Origin of the sequence: Streptomyces sp. NPDC093071 (assembly GCF_044754545.1) — a bacterium.
GTDB lineage: Bacteria > Actinomycetota > Actinomycetes > Streptomycetales > Streptomycetaceae > Streptomyces.
In genome coordinates, this window is sequence record NZ_JBIVPH010000002.1 from 448,038 (window position 1) to 463,726 (window position 15,689).

Annotated in this window: 17 protein-coding genes; 12 read left to right on the forward strand and 5 right to left on the reverse strand. The window is 73.3% G+C overall.

The window, feature by feature from the left end:
* The first annotated feature begins 30 nt into the window (after nt 1-30).
* Together ACIQD7_RS07850 and ACIQD7_RS07855 are read left to right on the forward strand one after the other, a co-directional pair.
* Nucleotides 31-378: a hypothetical protein gene (locus ACIQD7_RS07850; RefSeq protein WP_402440496.1), complete on the forward strand. Its 348-nt coding sequence runs from the start codon at nt 31-33 to the stop codon at nt 376-378.
* A gap of 112 nt (nt 379-490) precedes the next feature.
* Nucleotides 491-1,063, forward strand: a complete 573-nt coding sequence (locus ACIQD7_RS07855; RefSeq protein WP_402440498.1) for a dienelactone hydrolase family protein — start codon at nt 491-493, stop codon at nt 1,061-1,063.
* 163 nt (nt 1,064-1,226) lie between these two features.
* Here the strand turns inward: ACIQD7_RS07855 and ACIQD7_RS07860 are convergent, their stop codons facing one another.
* A complete protein-coding gene (locus ACIQD7_RS07860; protein ID WP_121833353.1) occupies nt 1,227-1,658 on the reverse strand; it encodes a protein phosphatase in 432 nt (143 codons plus the stop codon).
* A gap of 204 nt (nt 1,659-1,862) precedes the next feature.
* Here ACIQD7_RS07860 and ACIQD7_RS07865 point away from each other — a divergent pair, with 204 nt between their 5' ends.
* On the forward strand, nt 1,863-3,029 hold the full coding sequence (locus tag ACIQD7_RS07865; RefSeq protein ID WP_402440501.1) for a YncE family protein: 1,167 nt from the start codon (nt 1,863-1,865) through the stop codon (nt 3,027-3,029).
* 24 nt (nt 3,030-3,053) lie between these two features.
* On the opposite strand, the gene ACIQD7_RS07870 is transcribed toward ACIQD7_RS07865, so the two are convergent.
* On the reverse strand, nt 3,054-4,640 hold the full coding sequence (locus tag ACIQD7_RS07870) for a TrkA C-terminal domain-containing protein (RefSeq protein ID WP_391054227.1): 1,587 nt from the start codon (nt 4,638-4,640) through the stop codon (nt 3,054-3,056).
* Nucleotides 4,641-4,692: 52 nt separating this feature from the next.
* On the opposite strand from ACIQD7_RS07870, the gene ACIQD7_RS07875 reads away from it, so the two are divergent.
* Nucleotides 4,693-6,072: an NAD(P)/FAD-dependent oxidoreductase gene (locus ACIQD7_RS07875; protein ID WP_402440503.1), complete on the forward strand. Its 1,380-nt coding sequence runs from the start codon at nt 4,693-4,695 to the stop codon at nt 6,070-6,072.
* A gap of 75 nt (nt 6,073-6,147) precedes the next feature.
* Here ACIQD7_RS07875 and ACIQD7_RS07880 read toward each other — a convergent pair whose 3' ends face one another.
* Nucleotides 6,148-6,939, reverse strand: coding sequence for a hypothetical protein (locus tag ACIQD7_RS07880; protein WP_402440505.1), 792 nt, complete (start codon nt 6,937-6,939; stop codon nt 6,148-6,150).
* 169 nt (nt 6,940-7,108) lie between these two features.
* Here ACIQD7_RS07880 and ACIQD7_RS07885 point away from each other — a divergent pair, with 169 nt between their 5' ends.
* The gene (locus ACIQD7_RS07885) at nt 7,109-7,549 is read left to right on the forward strand and encodes a GNAT family N-acetyltransferase (RefSeq protein ID WP_402440507.1); all 441 of its coding nucleotides are present in this window, start codon (nt 7,109-7,111) and stop codon (nt 7,547-7,549) included.
* Nucleotides 7,550-7,631: 82 nt separating this feature from the next.
* Here ACIQD7_RS07885 and ACIQD7_RS07890 read toward each other — a convergent pair whose 3' ends face one another.
* Nucleotides 7,632-8,738 (reverse strand): asparaginase, encoded by a 1,107-nt coding sequence (locus tag ACIQD7_RS07890; RefSeq protein ID WP_402440509.1) that lies wholly within the window; start codon nt 8,736-8,738, stop codon nt 7,632-7,634.
* 167 nt (nt 8,739-8,905) lie between these two features.
* Here ACIQD7_RS07890 and ACIQD7_RS07895 point away from each other — a divergent pair, with 167 nt between their 5' ends.
* From ACIQD7_RS07895 to thpD, 6 genes are all read left to right on the forward strand, one after another.
* On the forward strand, nt 8,906-9,370 hold the full coding sequence (locus ACIQD7_RS07895; RefSeq protein WP_053640331.1) for an Lrp/AsnC family transcriptional regulator: 465 nt from the start codon (nt 8,906-8,908) through the stop codon (nt 9,368-9,370).
* 201 nt (nt 9,371-9,571) lie between these two features.
* Nucleotides 9,572-10,375, forward strand: a complete 804-nt coding sequence (locus ACIQD7_RS07900) for an endonuclease I family protein (protein WP_402440512.1) — start codon at nt 9,572-9,574, stop codon at nt 10,373-10,375.
* A 314-nt stretch (nt 10,376-10,689) separates the two neighbouring features.
* The gene (ectA, locus tag ACIQD7_RS07905) at nt 10,690-11,232 is read left to right on the forward strand and encodes a diaminobutyrate acetyltransferase (RefSeq protein ID WP_402440514.1); all 543 of its coding nucleotides are present in this window, start codon (nt 10,690-10,692) and stop codon (nt 11,230-11,232) included.
* A 126-nt stretch (nt 11,233-11,358) separates the two neighbouring features.
* Nucleotides 11,359-12,624 (forward strand): diaminobutyrate--2-oxoglutarate transaminase, encoded by a 1,266-nt coding sequence (gene ectB, locus ACIQD7_RS07910; protein WP_402441374.1) that lies wholly within the window; start codon nt 11,359-11,361, stop codon nt 12,622-12,624.
* 37 nt (nt 12,625-12,661) lie between these two features.
* The gene (locus ACIQD7_RS07915; protein WP_121831992.1) at nt 12,662-13,102 is read left to right on the forward strand and encodes an ectoine synthase; all 441 of its coding nucleotides are present in this window, start codon (nt 12,662-12,664) and stop codon (nt 13,100-13,102) included.
* A gap of 83 nt (nt 13,103-13,185) precedes the next feature.
* The gene (thpD, locus tag ACIQD7_RS07920) at nt 13,186-14,070 is read left to right on the forward strand and encodes an ectoine hydroxylase (protein ID WP_402440516.1); all 885 of its coding nucleotides are present in this window, start codon (nt 13,186-13,188) and stop codon (nt 14,068-14,070) included.
* An 80-nt stretch (nt 14,071-14,150) separates the two neighbouring features.
* Here thpD and ACIQD7_RS07925 read toward each other — a convergent pair whose 3' ends face one another.
* Nucleotides 14,151-14,999 carry an RNA polymerase sigma factor SigF gene (locus tag ACIQD7_RS07925; protein WP_383415847.1) on the reverse strand — a complete coding sequence of 283 codons (849 nt, stop codon included), beginning with the start codon at nt 14,997-14,999 and terminating at the stop codon, nt 14,151-14,153.
* Between the two features lie 204 nt (nt 15,000-15,203).
* Here ACIQD7_RS07925 and ACIQD7_RS07930 point away from each other — a divergent pair, with 204 nt between their 5' ends.
* Complete coding sequence (locus ACIQD7_RS07930) at nt 15,204-15,635, forward strand: ATP-binding protein (protein ID WP_402440518.1); 432 nt, start codon at nt 15,204-15,206, stop codon at nt 15,633-15,635.
* Nucleotides 15,636-15,689 lie beyond the last annotated feature (54 nt).

Consider the following 15,689-nt stretch of genomic DNA (forward strand, 5'->3'; position numbering starts at 1 on the left):
ACGCCGGCGCAGACGAAGGAAGCGAGCCCCATGAACCACGCGGACGGCACGGCACCGATCTACGCCGAGCTCATACGGGAACGGGGGGATGTTCCCGGTGACGTCCGCCAGACCGCGGAGGAGGTCCTGCGGGACCTGAGCCGGGTCATCCGGGTTCCTCCGCAGGGCGCCCCCGCGCCCCAGGGCGGCGTCGCGCACGCGGGCGCGCCGCACGCCGGGGCCGGTGCCCCGATGGGTCAGGGCGGTCCGATGGGTGCCGGGGGTCCGATGGGCCATGGCGGTCCGGGCGGTGCGGGCGGTCCGATGGGCGTCACCGGCCCCATGGGCGTCGTGGGCCAGGCGGCGGGCGCCGTCGTCGCGCACCGGCCGCAGCGGTAACCGTCCCCCTCGCCCCGTGCCGGGGCGTTGTCGGTGCCGTGCGCCATGCTGCCTCCCGGGAGGCTCGCGCCACGAGGGCGCGGGCCGTGCACGGCGACCAGGGGACGACGACATGGCCGAGGTTCTGCTCTTCCACCACGCGCTCGGGCTGACGGAGGGCGTCCGCGCCTTCGCGGACGGGCTGCGGCGCGCCGGGCACACGGTGCACGCGCCCGACCTGTACGACGGGCGCGTCTTCGACGACCTGGAGACCGGGGTCGCCCACTCCTCGGAGACCGGCTTCACGGAGCGCGCCGACCGGATCGCCGCAGAGCTGCCGGAAGCCCTGGTGTACGCCGGGTTCTCGCTCGGCGTGATGCCGGCCCAGCGACTGGCGCAGACCCGCCCCGGGGCGCTCGGCGCCCTTCTGATCAGTGCCTGTCTGCCGGTGGACGTCTTCGCGGAGAAGTGGCCGGAGGGCGTGCCCGTGCAGGTGCACGGGATGGACGCGGACCCCTACTTCGCCGGCGAGGGGGACCTGGCGGCGGCGCGCGAGCTGGTGGCGGGCGCGGCGGACCGGGAGCTCTTCCTGTACCCGGGGACCGCGCACCTGTTCACGGAGCGCGGCACGCCGTCCCACGTGCCGGACGCGACGGCGCTGTGCGCCGAGCGGGCGCTGTCCTTCCTGGAGGACATCGGGGCGTGAACCGGCCCGGGGTCCGTCTCACCCCTCAATCCGGCCCGGGGTCCGTCTCACCCCGCAATCCGGCCCGGGACCTGTCTCACACCGCAATCCGGCCCGGGACCTGTCTCACCCCGTAATCCGGCCCGGGCCCCGTCTCACCCCGTAATCCGGCCCGGGACCTGTATCACACCGTGAACCGGCTCACATAGCGGCGCTGCCAGGGCGTCTCCACGGCGTGCCGGTCGTAGTGGCGGCGCACGTACGCGACCGCCTCCCCGGCCGGGACCCCGTCGAGGACGGCGAGGACCGCCAGGGCCGTGCCCGTACGGCCCCGGCCGCCGCCGCAGGCGACCTCGACGCGCTCCCCGGCGGCGCGTTCCCACGCCCCGGCGAGGACGGTACGGGCCGCGTCCCGGTCGGCGGGGAGCCGGAAGTCCGGCCAGCGCAGCCAGACGGACTCCCAGGGCACTTCGGGGGGCGTCCGGCCGAGGAGGTGGACGGCGTACGTCGGGGCGGGGCCCCCGGGCAGCGGGTGGCGCAGGCCCCGGCCGCGCACCAGGCGCCCGGAGGGCAGCCTCAGGACGCCGGGGGCGGACTCCTGCCAAAGCTCGGTCATCGCGCCACCGTAACCATGGAACCGCGCCTCCACGGCCGAAACGGGATCGTCCGTTCGGCCGACCCCGGTGTCGTCCGACCCGCCACCGGACGGGGGCCGCCCGGCGGACCGTACGGGGGCGGGGCCGGGCGGAGGATCGGTACAGGGCGCGGACCCGCCGACTCACCGGGGCGTCCGCGCGGTCGCCGTACCGAGGAGTCCGTCATGACGAAGTCCCGCCGTCCGTCCCGTACCGCCCGGGTCCTGCTGCCCGGCGTACTGGCCGCCGCCCTGCTCACCGGATGCGCCCAGGGCTCCGGGGGCGCGGCCGGGACGGGCCCGTCGGGGTCCGGCGAAGCGACGCCCGGCAAGGCGGCCTCCTCCCCCGCGACCGCGACGTCCTCCCCCGATGGCGGGCCCACCCCGGGCACCCTGCTCGTCACCGACTTCGGCTCCGACACGGTCACCTTCGTCGATCCCGCGCGGGGGGCCACCGGGTCCGTGGAGGTGGGCACCGCGCCGTACGGTCTGGCGCTCGGCGCCGACGGGCGCGCGTGGGTGGCGACCGCCGAGGGGGTGGCGGTGGTGGACACCGCGGCCCGGAAGCGGCTCGCCCTGATCCCGTACCGGACGGACACCGGGCCCGTGACCACCGGCGAGTACCGGGGCGGTGGCATGGGCATCGCGCTCGCGCCGGACGGGCGCCGGGCGTACGTGGGGGTCAACGTGCCCGGCGGGAACGGCGCCCTGGAGGTGGTGGACACGGCGGCCCTGCGGGTGACGGACGCGGTGCCGGTCGGCCGGCGCCCGTTCGACGTGGACGTGTCGCGGGACGGCGCCGAGGTGTACGCGACGAACCACGACTCCTTCGACGTCACGGTCATCGCGGCGGGGACGCTGGAGCCCCGGCGGGTGGAGGTCGCCCCGTACGGCACGGAGGGCGGGCTCGGCTCCTGGCTCAAGCCGCACTACGCGGCGGTGCGGCCCTCGGACGGGAGGCTGCTGCTGCCGTTCGAGGGCGAGCGGCTCGCCGTGGTCGATCCCCGGACGGGGCGGACGGAGATCGAGCCGATGACCGCGAACACCCATCAGCACGGGGTGGCCGTGACGGCCGGCGGGACGCTGCTCGCCGTGGGCACGGGGCCGATCGACCCGGACGCGGACCGGGGTCCGTCCCTGACGGTGCGCGCGCCGGACGGGACGGAGCGGGTGTATCCGCTGGAGGGGCCGCACGAGAGCGTGGCCGTGTCCCGGGACGACCGCACGGCCTATGTGACCGGCGGGTTCACCCGGGACGGCTCCTGGGACGGCCTGACGGTCGTGGACCTCGCCTCGGGCGACTCCCACCGGCTGGCGGCGGGGTCGCGGCCGCTGGGGATCGTGGTCTTCTGAGCGGCGCCGGGTCCGGGGCGGGCCTCAGAGGCCGACGATCAACTGGATGCAGATGATCTTGACGATGATCGCGAGGGCGAAGAGGGTCGCGTAGCCGGTGTTGACCCGCCCGTCGGAGACGCGGCTGTTGGCGTACGCGGTGATGGCGGGGTTGCCCACGTAGCCGGCGAGGAGCCCCATGGTGCGGGGCCTGCTCTGGCCGAGGAGCCGGGCGACGAGGACCATCAGGGCGTAGCTGAGCAGGGCGCCGACGAAGAGCACGGCGAGGAGTTTCAGGCCGAAGAGGGAGAAGGCCTCCCGGCGGAAGGCGTAGCCCGAGGTGAGGCCGACGCAGGCGAGGAAGAGCAGCAGGCCGATCTGGCGGAGCGTGAGGTTGGCCCGGGTGGGGAGCACCCACACCAGGGGGCCGGTGCGGCGGAGGCGGCCGAGGACCATCGCCATGACGAGGGGTCCGGCGGCGGTGCCGAGGGAGAGGACCGTGGAGCCGACGGTGAGCTTCGGGATGCCGATGAGGAATCCGGCGGCCAGACCGAGGCCCATGCTGACGGCGCTGACCTCGCTGACCCTGGCCTCGGTGTCGCCGAGGAAGGCGGTGACCTCGGCGGTGCGTTCGCGGGGCATGACGACGCGGATCCGGTCGTCGAGCCGGAGCAACAGGTCGTCGTGGGCCAAGAGGTCCTGGTCGCCGCGGCGGACGCGGGTGGCCTTGGCCCCGTAGCGGTCGCCCAGGCCCAGTTCGGCCACGGTCCGGCCGGCGAGGTCGGGGTTGGTGAGCAGGACGCGCCGGTAGTCGACGACGTCGCGCCGGTCGAGGAGGTGGGCGGGGGCCAGGGTGCCGAGGGCCTCGACGCCTGCGGCGACGGCCTCGGGGCCGCCGACGAGCACGACCTGGTCGCCCGGGGCGAGGGCGTCGAGCGAGCGGGCGACCCGGGGGACGCCGCCCGCCGGGCGGTCCGCGCTGGCGAGGAGCCGGCCGTCGGCGGCGCCGGGGACGTCGGCCCAGCGGACCGGCCGGGTGACCTCGACGGTACGGGTGATCAACTCCGCCGGGAGGCCGCTGCCGGGGTCGCGGCGGGAGGGCCAGTTCCGCACGGCCGCGACACCGGCCACGAAAAGGATGGTGAGAACGACCGCGAGGGGGTAGCCGATGGCGTAACCGGTGGCGGGCTGGGCCGGATCGGGAGAGGAGGCCTGGGCGGCGGCGAGACCCGGAGTGGTGGTGCCGATGCCCGCGTAGCCGCCCGCCAGATAGGGGCCGTCGATGCCGAAGACGGTGCTGCCGAGGAAGCCGACGGCGAGGGCGGTGAGGACGAGGGCGACGACGGCTCCGGTCATCACGGCCAGTTGCGGGCGGAGTTCGCGGAAGAACGCGGGACCCGCCTCCAGGCCGACCGTGTACACGTACAGGGCGAGGCCGAGGACGGAGAGGCCCGCGGGGACGGCCGGACCGATGTCGGGGTCGAGCGCGCCGAGCAGCAGTCCGGCGAAGAGGACTCCGGCGGCCCCGAGCCGCACGGGACCGAAGCGGACCATGCCGAAGAGCGATCCTGCAGCAATGACGATAAAAAGGGTAAACCAAGGATAGTCAGCGAAAAATTGCCACATGGTCATACTCAGCCACAACCAGTGGCTCCTTGCACGCTCATACGGAAGGGCGGACAGCGTGACGCGACCGAGGATTCTCGTGGTGGGCGCCGGCTTCGCCGGAGTGGCCTGCGTACGGAGGCTCGAACGGCGGCTGGCGGAGCGGGAGGCGGTCATCACGCTCCTTTCGCCGTTCTCGTACCAGCTCTATCTGCCGCTGCTCCCCCAGGTCGCGGCGGGGGTGCTGACCCCGCAGTCGGTCGCCCTGTCGCTGCGGCGCAGCGAACGGCACCGGACCCGGATCGTCCCCGGCGGGGTGGTCGGCATCGACACGGCCGCGAAGGTCTGCGTGGTGCGGACGATCTCCGGGGAGTACGTGAACGAGCCGTACGACCATCTCGTGCTGGCGCCCGGCAGCGTGACCCGGACCTTCGACATCCCGGGGCTCACCGAGCACGCGCGCGGGATGAAGACGCTGGCGGAGGCCGTGTACGTCCGCGACCACGTCATCGCCCAGCTGGACCTGGCGGACGCGAGCAACGACGACGCGGAGCGGGCCGCGCGGCTGCAGTTCGTGGTGGTCGGCGGCGGCTACGCCGGGACGGAGACGGCGGCCTGCCTCCAACTGCTCACCCACAACGCGGTCAAGCGCTACCCCCGGCTCGACCCGGACCTCATCAAGTGGCACCTGGTGGACATCGCGCCGCGGCTCATGCCCGAGCTGGGCGAGAAGCTGGGGAAGGCCGCGATGGACATCCTGACCCGGCGCGGCATCGAGGTGTCGCTCGGCGTCTCGGTGGCCTCGGTGGACGAGAAGACGGTGACGCTCACCGACGGGCGGGTGCTGCCGAGCCGGACCCTCATCTGGACGGCCGGGGTGGCGGCGAGCCCCCTGATCGGCACGCTCGGCACGGAGACCCTCAAGGGGCGGGCCGTGGTCACGCCCGAGATGGGCGTGCCGGGGCTCGACGGGGTGTGGGCGCTCGGGGACGCGGCGGCGGTGCCCGACCTCGCCAAGGGCGAGGAGGGGGCGGTCTGCCCGCCGACGGCCCAGCACGCGATGCGGCAGGGCAAGGCGGTCGCCGACAACCTGGTCTCGACCCTGCGCGGCGAGCCGCTCCACCCGTACCGGCACAAGGACCTGGGGCTCGTGGTGGACCTCGGCGGGATGGACGGGGTGTCGAAGCCGCTCGGCGTGGAGCTGCACGGGATGCCGGCGCAGGCCGTGGCCCGCGCCTACCACTGGGGCGCGCTGCGGACCAACGTGGCCAAGACCCGGGTGATGACGAACTGGCTGCTCAACGCCCTGGCCGGGGACGACTACGTGCGGACCGGGTTCCTGGCGTCGAAGGCCGGGACGCTGAAGGACTTCGAGTACACCGACGCCTATCTGTCGCCGGATCAGGTCCGCAGCCACACCGCGTCCTTCCGGGGAGCAGTGGCCTCCGGCGGGAGCTGAGGAACGGAGAAGACGCCACGGGGCGCCCGGCCGAGAGCCGGGCGCCCCGTGGCGTCGTCGCGCGGACGGGCGGTGTCAGCGGGCCAGTTCGGTGGCCGGGCCCATGACCACGACCGGTTCCCGGGCCGGGTCGAGGGCGCGGAGCAGGTCGCGCAGGTCCTCGATCTCCAAGGTGACGCAGGCCTGCGTGGGGCCGGCGTGGTCGACGTGGATCCAGACGCCGCCGCCCTTCTCGGCGCCGAGGGGGCGTTCCCTGTCGAGCGGGCTGCGGCCGGGGACCCGGTTGTAGTCGATGGCGACGACGTGGTCGAAGGAGCCTTCGAGGGGTTCGCCCGCGAAACCGGTGCCGCTGATCGCGAACCGCGCGTCCTGGTCGTACGGCAGGAGGGTGCCGGGATCGGGCAGCCGGCCGCCCGCGTCGCCGAGCCGGAAGACCCCGATGGGGGTGCGCAGGTCGCCGACGGTGTGGTCGGCGGTCCAGCCCCGGAGGGCGTTGTGGGTGGGCCAGGGCCCGCCCCGGACCTTCCAGCCGCCGGCCGGGTCGCGGGCGTAGAGCGTCGCGGTGGACCGGGGGGAGTCGGCGGAGGCGCCGGTGACCACGAGGGCCTGGGAGGTGCCGTCGGGGACGGAGGCGCGGGTGACGGGGCCGACGCCGGGGAGCCCCGGCTCGGGGACCGGTGCGGAGGTGATGCTCCCGGCGGCCCTGCCCGGCGGGCCCGCGGCGGGGTGGGCGCCGTCGGCGGGCGCGGTCGTGGGAGTGGGGGCGGGGGCGGGCGGGGTGGCGGGACTCCCGCAGGCGGTGAGCAGCAGGGCGGCACACAACGTGCCGGCGCTCAGCAGCGCGGGGGCGCCCTTGCGGACGGGCATGGGACGGCATTCCTCCTGACCGGGGGGACGGTGCAGCGATCCGTACCCGTTCGCCGGGCGGGGCTGCCGCCGGTCCCGCCCCCTCACCCGTACGGACGCGCCCTCCCGGGGTCCGCGGGCGGCCCCGAAAGCGGTTGACCGGCCGGACGGAAGGCGGTTGGCTGCCCGGATGAACGATCTTCGCATCGAGCGGGCGCGGTCCGGGGCGCCGCTCGCGGACTGGCGCGCCGTCCACAACACGATCATCCCCACGGCCGTCCTCTCGCCCGAGGAGGTGCGGGAGCGCGCGGGGCGCAACCGGCTGGACGTGGCCTACCTGGGGGACGTGCCGGTGGGCTGCTCGACGGTGCGCCCGCCGGACGGGGAGACGGCGGCGGCGACCGTCATCGCCCGGACGCTGCCCGGGTTCCGGGGGCGGGGCTTCGGGACGGCGCTGTACGAGCGGGGGCTCGCGCACGCGCGGTCGCTGGGCGGCGAGGGCGTGGAGACGGTGGTCCTGGCCTCCAACGAGGAGGGGCTGCGGTTCGCCCTGGCGCGGGGCTTCACGGAGGTGGAGCGGTACGTCCTGCCGGGCGACACCGTCCCGTTCGTGACCCTGCGGCTGGGGTGACGGGCGCGGTGCCGGGTTGATTCCGGCTCGCGGACGGGCTGGGGGGCTCCGTCCGCGAGCCGGGGTTCGAGGGGCCCGCCGGTCAGGCGCGGGTGGCGACGGCCGAGCGGGAGCCGCCGGCGGCGAGGGCCGGTTCGGCGCGGACCGGGCCGTCGAGGAGGCGGCGCAGGAGCGCGGTGGCGCGGGCCGGGTCGCCCGCGCCGCCCTCTTCGGCGAGGAGGGTGGCGAGGACGGCGATCCGGGCCTGGGCGGCCCGGAGGGTGCCGGTGAGGAGGGCCCCGGCGGCGACCAGGTCGACCGCGCCGCCGCCGGTGTAGATCTCGGCGAGCGGGCCCGAGGGGACGCGGGTGGTGACGACGACGAGGACGCCCCGGGCGACCGCGTCCGCGACGGCGGCGGCGACCTCGGGGGTGGCGTTGCCGGCGCCGGTGGCGACGAGGACGATGCCCCGGGCGCCGGCGGCGACGGCCGCGTTCAGGAGGACCGGGTCGCCGTCGGAGTGGTGCGTCACGATGTCGACGCGGGGCAGCGGGGCGGCGCCGGTGGCACCGGGGGCCGCCGTGCGCGCGGCGGCGGGGAGGGGCAGCGGGGCGGGGCGCTCGGGCTGCCGCTCGACGTCGACGCGGGAGAAACCGACGCGGCCGAGGCGCTCGGCCGAGGGGTCGGAGAAGGCGTCGGCGGCGAGGGTCCGGTACTTCACGGTGCCGCGCGCCGCGTGGACGCGCCCGTCGAAGACGACGAGGACGCCGAGGTCGCGGACGGTGGAGGCGACCTGGAGCGCGTCGTACAGGTTGCCGGGGCCGTCGCCGTCGCCGGTGCCGAAGGGGCGCTGGGCGCCGGTGAGGACGACCGGGCGGGCGTCGGTGTGGTGCAGGTCCAGGAGGAAGGCCGTCTCCTCCAGGGTGTCGGTGCCGTGGGTGATGACGATGCCGTCGACGCCGGGGTCGGCGAGGGTCTCGTGGACGGTGCGCAGGAGGGCGAGCTGGTGGGCCGCGGTCAGGCGCGAGCTGTTGACGTTGAAGAGGTCGACGACCTCGACGGTGACGTCCTCGGGGAGGGGGGCGGTGGCCAGGACGTCGCTGCCCGAGGCGTCGGCCGCGTAGCCGGTGCCCTGCCAGCGGCTGGCGATCGTGCCGCCGGTGCTGATGACGACGATCCTGCGCGCTTCCCCGTCGTGCGTCCGCTTCATGGCTGCTGTCCTCGACTCCGTACCGAAAGGGGCTCCGCCCCCGTGGCGAAAGGGCCTGCCGAAGACCTCGTCGGAGGTCTCTGAGCCCGCAAGGATAGGACAAACGGCGCGCAAGGCGATTGCCGAATGAGCCGCCGAAATGTTTCTTCTTGGGAGAAGATTGCGCCATGGACCGAATCGATCTCCATATCTTGCGCGAGCTCCAGAACGACGGCCGGCTGAGCAACCAGGAGCTGGCCCAGCGGGTGGGGCTCAGCCCCTCCCCCTGTCTGCGGCGGGTGCGCCAGCTGGAGCAGGACGGGGTGATCCGGGGCTATCGGGCGATCATCGATCCGGAGGCGGTGGGGCGGGGCTTCGAGGTGCTCGTCTCGGTGGAGGTGCGGCGGGACCGGGAGACGGTGGAGGCCTTCGAGGAGGCGCTCCAGGACGTGCCGGACGTGATCGAGGCGTACCGGCTCTTCGGGAGTCCCGGCTGTCTGCTGCGGATCGCGGTGGCGGACCTGGCGGCGTACGAGCGGCTGTGGATCGAGCGGCTGACGACGCTGGCCGGGGTCACCGAGGTCAACTCCCAGATCATCATGAAGCGGATCAAGGAGCCGAAGGGGATGCCGGTGGGCGTCCGGGGCGTCTGACCCCGTCCCGGACGGGCGCGACGGGCCCGGGGTGCCCGCGTATGCGAGAACGTCACGGAAACGCCTCCTCCCGGTTACACGGCGGGCCACTCCCCCGTGCCACGCTCCCGGCTGACAAGAAGTCAACACGCGTAGAGCGCGGTGCCCTTGAGCCGGCCGCCGTGCTCCGCCGCGTGCCCCCACCGGGAAAGGGCACCCCCCATGTCCGTTGCACAGCCCCGCCGTCGGAAGGTCTGGGCGGCTTCCATAGCGGCCGTCCTCGTCACCCTCACCCTCCCCGCGGTCGCCGCGACCCCCGCGAGCGCCACGACCTCCCCGTACGACAGCACGTACTACAAGGACGCGGTCGGCAAGACCGGTCCGGCGCTCAAGTCCTCGCTGCACACCATCATCAGCAGCCAGAGCAAGATCTCGTACGACGCGGTCTGGAACGCGCTGAAGACCACCGACCAGGACCCGAACAACCCCAGCAACGTGGTCCTGCTCTACAGCGGGGTCTCGCGCGCCAAGTCCCTCAACGGCGGCGCGGTGGGCAACTGGAACCGCGAGCACACCTGGGCCCAGTCGCACGGCAACTTCGGCACCTCGGCCGGCCCCGGCACCGACCTGCACCACCTGCGCGCGGCGGACGTGCAGGTGAACAGCACCCGCGGCAACAAGGACTTCGACCTCGGCGGCAGCCCGGTCAGCGGCGCGCCCGGCAGCTACACGGACAGCAACTCCTTCGAGCCGCGCGACGCGGACAAGGGCGACGTGGCGCGGATGCTCCTCTACATGGCCGTCCGCTACGAGGGCGGCGACTCCTGGGCGGACCTGGAGCCCAACGAGTCGACCTCCAACGGCAGCGTCCCGTACCACGGCCGCCTCTCGGTCCTGAAGCAGTGGAACGAGCAGGACCCGCCGAGCGCCTTCGAGAAGCGCCGCAACGACATCATCTTCGGCACCTACCAGGGCAACCGGAACCCGTTCGTCGACCACCCGGAGTGGGTCGAGGCGATCTGGTAGGCCGATCGGGCCACTCCGTGCCGCGTCACCTCCGGGGCGCGGCACGGAGTGGCCCATACACCTGACCGTTCTTCGCGACTTCAAACGCGAAACTCGGAATGTTCTCACGCTTTTTGAGTGCGCGAATCCCCCACCCCGAAGCCGTTATCCATCCGTTATAAACGGTCATTTAGTCCGCATTTAATGAGGTTCGCCGTGGGGAGAAGTGAGGATTCCCCTCCCGAAGGCGGCCGGTGCACCTATCATGCCCCGCCCTCTCGAACAACCCCTCAGCCCCAGGAAGTTCCGAGATCCTCTGGGTAGCTTCGGCGCCCATGACCACTGCCCAGACCACTGCCCCTACGACATCCCTGACCGGCGACGTCTCCGTCGGCCCGGCCGAGATCGAGGACGGCGCCGACCTCTGGCGGATCGCCCGCGGCTCGGGAGAGCTGGACCTCAACTCGCCGTACAGCTATCTGCTGTGGTGCCGCGACTTCGCCGACACGACCGCCGTCGCCCGTGACGCCTCCGGACGCCCGGTCGGCTTCGTCACCGGATACCTGCGGCCCGAGGCGCCGGGCACCCTCTTCGTCTGGCAGGTCGCCGTACAGGATTCGCACCGCGGAAGCGGGGTAGCCGGGACCCTGCTCGACGCTCTGTCCGCCCGGGTGGCGGCCGAGCACGGACTCGACCGCGTGGAGGCGACCGTCACGCCGGGGAACCTGGCGTCCGACCGGATGTTCCGGTCCTACGCGCGCCGTCACGGCGCGGAGGTGACGCGGGAGGTCCTCTTCCCGGCCGCCTCCTTCCCCACGGCGGGACACGAGGCCGAAGTGCTGTACCGCATCGGCCCCCTGGACTCCGCGGCCTTCTGAGCAGGGCTTCCGAGCCGGCCCCCGAGCCGGTCTTTCGAGCCGGTCTTCCGAGCCGGCCAGCGGCTCCTTCCCGCCCGCACCCGCACCCGCACCCCGAACCACACTGGGAGAAGAGACTCCGTGACCCTGACCGACCTCGCCCCCTCCTCCGTCTTCGAGACCGTCGAATCGGAGGTCCGCAGCTACTGCCGCGCCTGGCCCGTCGTCTTCGAGCGCGCCTCCGGCAGCCGGCTGTACGACGAGCAGGGGCGGCCGTACCTCGACTTCTTCGCCGGAGCCGGCTCGCTGAACTACGGGCACAACAACCCGGTCCTCAAGCGCGCCCTCCTCGACTACCTCGCCGACGACGGCATCACCCACGGCCTCGACATGTCGACGACCGCCAAACGCGGCTTCCTGGAGGCCTTCCGCTCGGCGGTCCTGGAGCCCCGCGCCCTGCCGTACAAGGTGATGTTCCCCGGCCCCACCGGCACCAACGCGGTGGAGGCGGCCCTGAAGCTGGCCCGCAAGGTCACCGGCCGCGAGACCGTCGTCTCCTTCACCAACGCCTTCCACGGCATGTCGCTCGGCTCGCTCGCCGTCACCGGCAACTCCGCCAAGCGCGCCGGGGCGGGCGTGACGCTGCCGCACGCCACCCGGATGCCCTTCGACAACTACTTCGACGGGCAGGTCCCCGACTTCCTGTGGTTCGAGCGGCTCCTGGAGGACCCCGGCTCCGGCCTCGACCACCCGGCGGCCGTCATCGTCGAGACCGTCCAGGGCGAGGGCGGGATCAACGTGGCCCGCGCCGAGTGGCTGCGCGCCCTCGCGGACCTCTGCCGCCGCCACGACATGCTCCTGATCGTGGACGACATCCAGATGGGCTGCGGACGCACCGGTGACTTCTTCTCCTTCGAGGAGGCGGGCATCACGCCCGACATCGTCACCCTGTCCAAGTCCATCAGCGGCTACGGCCTCCCGATGGCCCTCTGCCTGTTCCGCCCGGAGCTCGACCTGTGGGAGCCCGGCGAGCACAACGGCACCTTCCGGGGCAACAACCCCGCCTTCGTCACCGCCACCGCCGCCCTCGACGCGTACTGGCGCGACGGCGCCCTGCGCGAGCGCACCCTGGGCCGGGCCGAGCGGGTGGAGCGGGCCCTGCTCGACCTGTGCGGGGACGACGAGCGGTCGGGCGTCTCGGTGCGCGGCCGCGGCCTCGTGTGGGGCCTGGAGTTCGCCGACGGGGAGCGCGCCGAGGCCGTGTGCCGGCGGGCCTTCGAGATCGGTCTGCTCCTGGAGACGTCCGGACCGCACGGCGAGGTCGTCAAGCTGCTCCCGCCGCTGACCGCGACGGACGACGAGCTCGACGAGGGCCTCGGCATCCTGGCCCGCTCGGTCCGCCACACCGCCTGATCCACCACCCCCGCGAACTCCGCGAAAGGAGATCCCCGTGATCGTCCGTTCCTTCGACGAACTGGAGAACACCGAGCGGCACGTGAGGGCCGCCTCGGGCACCTGGGAGAGCAAGCGCATCGTCCTGGCCCGCGAACGGGTCGGCTTCTCCCTCCACGAGACGGTGCTGTACGCCGGGACCGAGACCTCCATGTGGTACGCGCACCACGTCGAGGCCGTCGTCTGCACGGCCGGCGAGGCCGAGCTCACCGACCACGAGACGGGCCTCACGCACACGATCGTGCCCGGCACGATGTACCTGCTCGACGGGCACGAGCGCCACACCCTGAAGGTCAAGCGGGACTTCCGCTGCCTGTGCGTCTTCAACCCGCCCGTCACCGGGCGCGAGGACCACGACGAGAACGGCGTCTACCCCCTGCTCACCGAGCCCGAGCCGACCGACGCCGGCGCCGCGGGCGCCGCGGACGACGCCGCCTGACCCGGCGGGCCCGCACCGCGCCGCACCCCCCGCACGAGACGCACGAGACGCACGAGACGCACGAAAGGAAGGCACACCGCCCCATGGCCTCCGCACCCACCCGCCCCGTCGACCTCTACCCCACCCGCGGCCCCCGGGAGGAGCTGATCGGTCGGAAGGACCCCGTCGTGTGGTCCGAGCCCGGCACGCCCGGTCCCTTCTGGGCGCGCGAACTGGAGGACTACGACCGCGACGGTTTCGTCACGGTGGACGAACTCGTCACCCCGGACGAGGTCGACGCGCTCCGGGCGGAGCTGGACCGGCTCGTCACCGACCCCGCCGTCCGGGCCGACGAGCGGGCGATCGTCGAACCCCAGTCGCGGGAGATCCGCTCCGTCTTCGAGGTGCACCGGATCAGCGAGGTCTTCGGCCGGCTCGCCGAGGACCCCCGGGTCGTGGGCCGTGCCCGCCAGATCCTCGGCTCGGACGTCTACGTCCACCAGTCGCGGGTCAACGTGAAGCCGGGCTTCGGCGCCAGCGGCTTCTACTGGCACTCCGACTTCGAGACCTGGCACGCCGAGGACGGCCTGCCGCAGATGCGGACGGTCTCGGTGTCGATCGCGCTCACGCCGAACCACACCACCAACGGCAGCCTGATGATCATGCCCGGTTCGCACCGCACCTTCCTGGGCTGTGCCGGGGAGACTCCCCGGGACAACTACAAGAGGTCGCTCCAGATGCAGGACGCGGGGACGCCCTCGAACGAGGCGCTCACCACCTTCGCCGAGGCCTGCGGCATCCGGCACTTCACGGGTCCCGCCGGTTCGGCCACCTGGTTCGACTGCAACGCCCTGCACGGGTCGGGCGACAACATCACCCCGTACCCCCGCAGCAACGTGTTCCTGGTCTTCAACAGCGTGGAGAACCTGCCGGAGGCGCCCTTCGCCGCCCCGGTCCGGCGCCCCTCCTTCATCGCCGCGCGTCCGTAACCCCGGTACGCGCCTGCGGAAAGGGCTCGCGTCCCGGTCTCCCGGGGGCGCGAGCCCTTTCCGTACGTGCCTCCGAACGCTCACCCGGTGGCGCGCGGCTGCTCGAACATGCCCTCGCGCAGACGGTTGAGGCTGCGGGCCAGGAGCCGCGAGACGTGCATCTGGGAGACGCCGAGCCGCTCGCCGATCTGCGACTGCGTCAGCTCCTCGACGAAGCGGAGGTGGAGCAGCAGCCGGTCCCGCTCGTCGAGGGCCCCCACGAGCGGGGCGAGGGTGTGGAAGTCCTCGAAGAGCGCGAGCGCCGGGTCCTCCTCGCCGATGAAGTCGGCCAGGGCCGCCTCGTCCTCCTCGTCGCCGCCGTTGATCGCGGCGTCCAGCGAAGTCGAGTTGTAGCCGTTCGAGGCGATCTGCGCCTCGACCACCTCCTCCTCGGGAAGACCCATCAGCATCGCCAGCTCCGCGACCCGGGGCGCCCGGCCGAGCCGCGAACTCAGCTCGTCGGTCGCCTTGGCCAGCTCCACGCGCGCCTCCTGGAGCCGGCGGGGCACGTGCACCGCCCAGGTGGTGTCCCGGAAGAAGCGCTTGATCTCGCCCACGATGTACGGCACCGCGAAGGTGGCGAACTCCACCTCGCGCGAGAGGTCGAAGCGGTCGATCGCCTTGATCAGGCCGATCATGCCGACCTGGACGATGTCCTCCATCTCGTCGGCCCGCGCGCGGAACCGGCCCGCCGCGTACCGCACGAGCGACATGTTCATCTCGATCAGGGTGTTCCGGACGTACTGGTACGCCTCGGTGCCCTCCTCCCGTTCCGCCAGCTCGCGGAGGAAGACCTTCGTCAGGGTACGGGCGTCCTGGGGCGCGACCTCGTGGGGAGCATCGAGGACGGGCAGGTCCTCACACGTACCGCTCGTCACGTACGTCGCCATCGCCTCGGCCGTTTCGGTCCGCACGCGACAACCTCCTCTTTCTCACGGTCCGTTCAGCAGTTCCGGTTCCCGTACCCCCACTTTCCGAACGCATTCCCCGAAACGGGACGCCTTCTGCGGCCGGAGTGGCGCGCATCACTTCCGTACGAACGGGCAGGCGAATTCCGTCACCTGTTGATGAACCAGGAAGAAAGGGACCTCGTGATGAACACTCGGAGCGACACCCGGTCCCGTACGCCGGCGGCCCCGACGGCCCGCCCCGGCGCCGGAGCGTACGGGCCGTCGCCGGTCGGTACGCCCGCGCAGGCGCGGCAGTTGGTCTGCCACACGCTCGCGGCCCTCGGCCCCCTGCCGCCGGGCCAGGTCGACGACCTGCTGCTGGTCACGTCGGAGCTGGTCACCAACGCGCACCGGCACGGGGGCGGGGTCACCGACTTCGGCATCGCCGTCGGTCCCGACCGCGTGACCGTGTCCGTGGCGGACGCCAGCCGGGAGGCACCGCGCCACGAACGCCGCGGCGAGCTGCGCCCCGGCGGCTTCGGCTGGCCGATCGTGCTCCGCCTGTGCCGGGAGGTCACCGTCGACACCCGGCCGGACGGCAAGACCATCCACGCGGCGGTGACGGTGGACCGGTGAGCGGCGGCCGCGCCGGAACGCGCGGGACGGCGGACGGAAGGACGAGAGACGGAA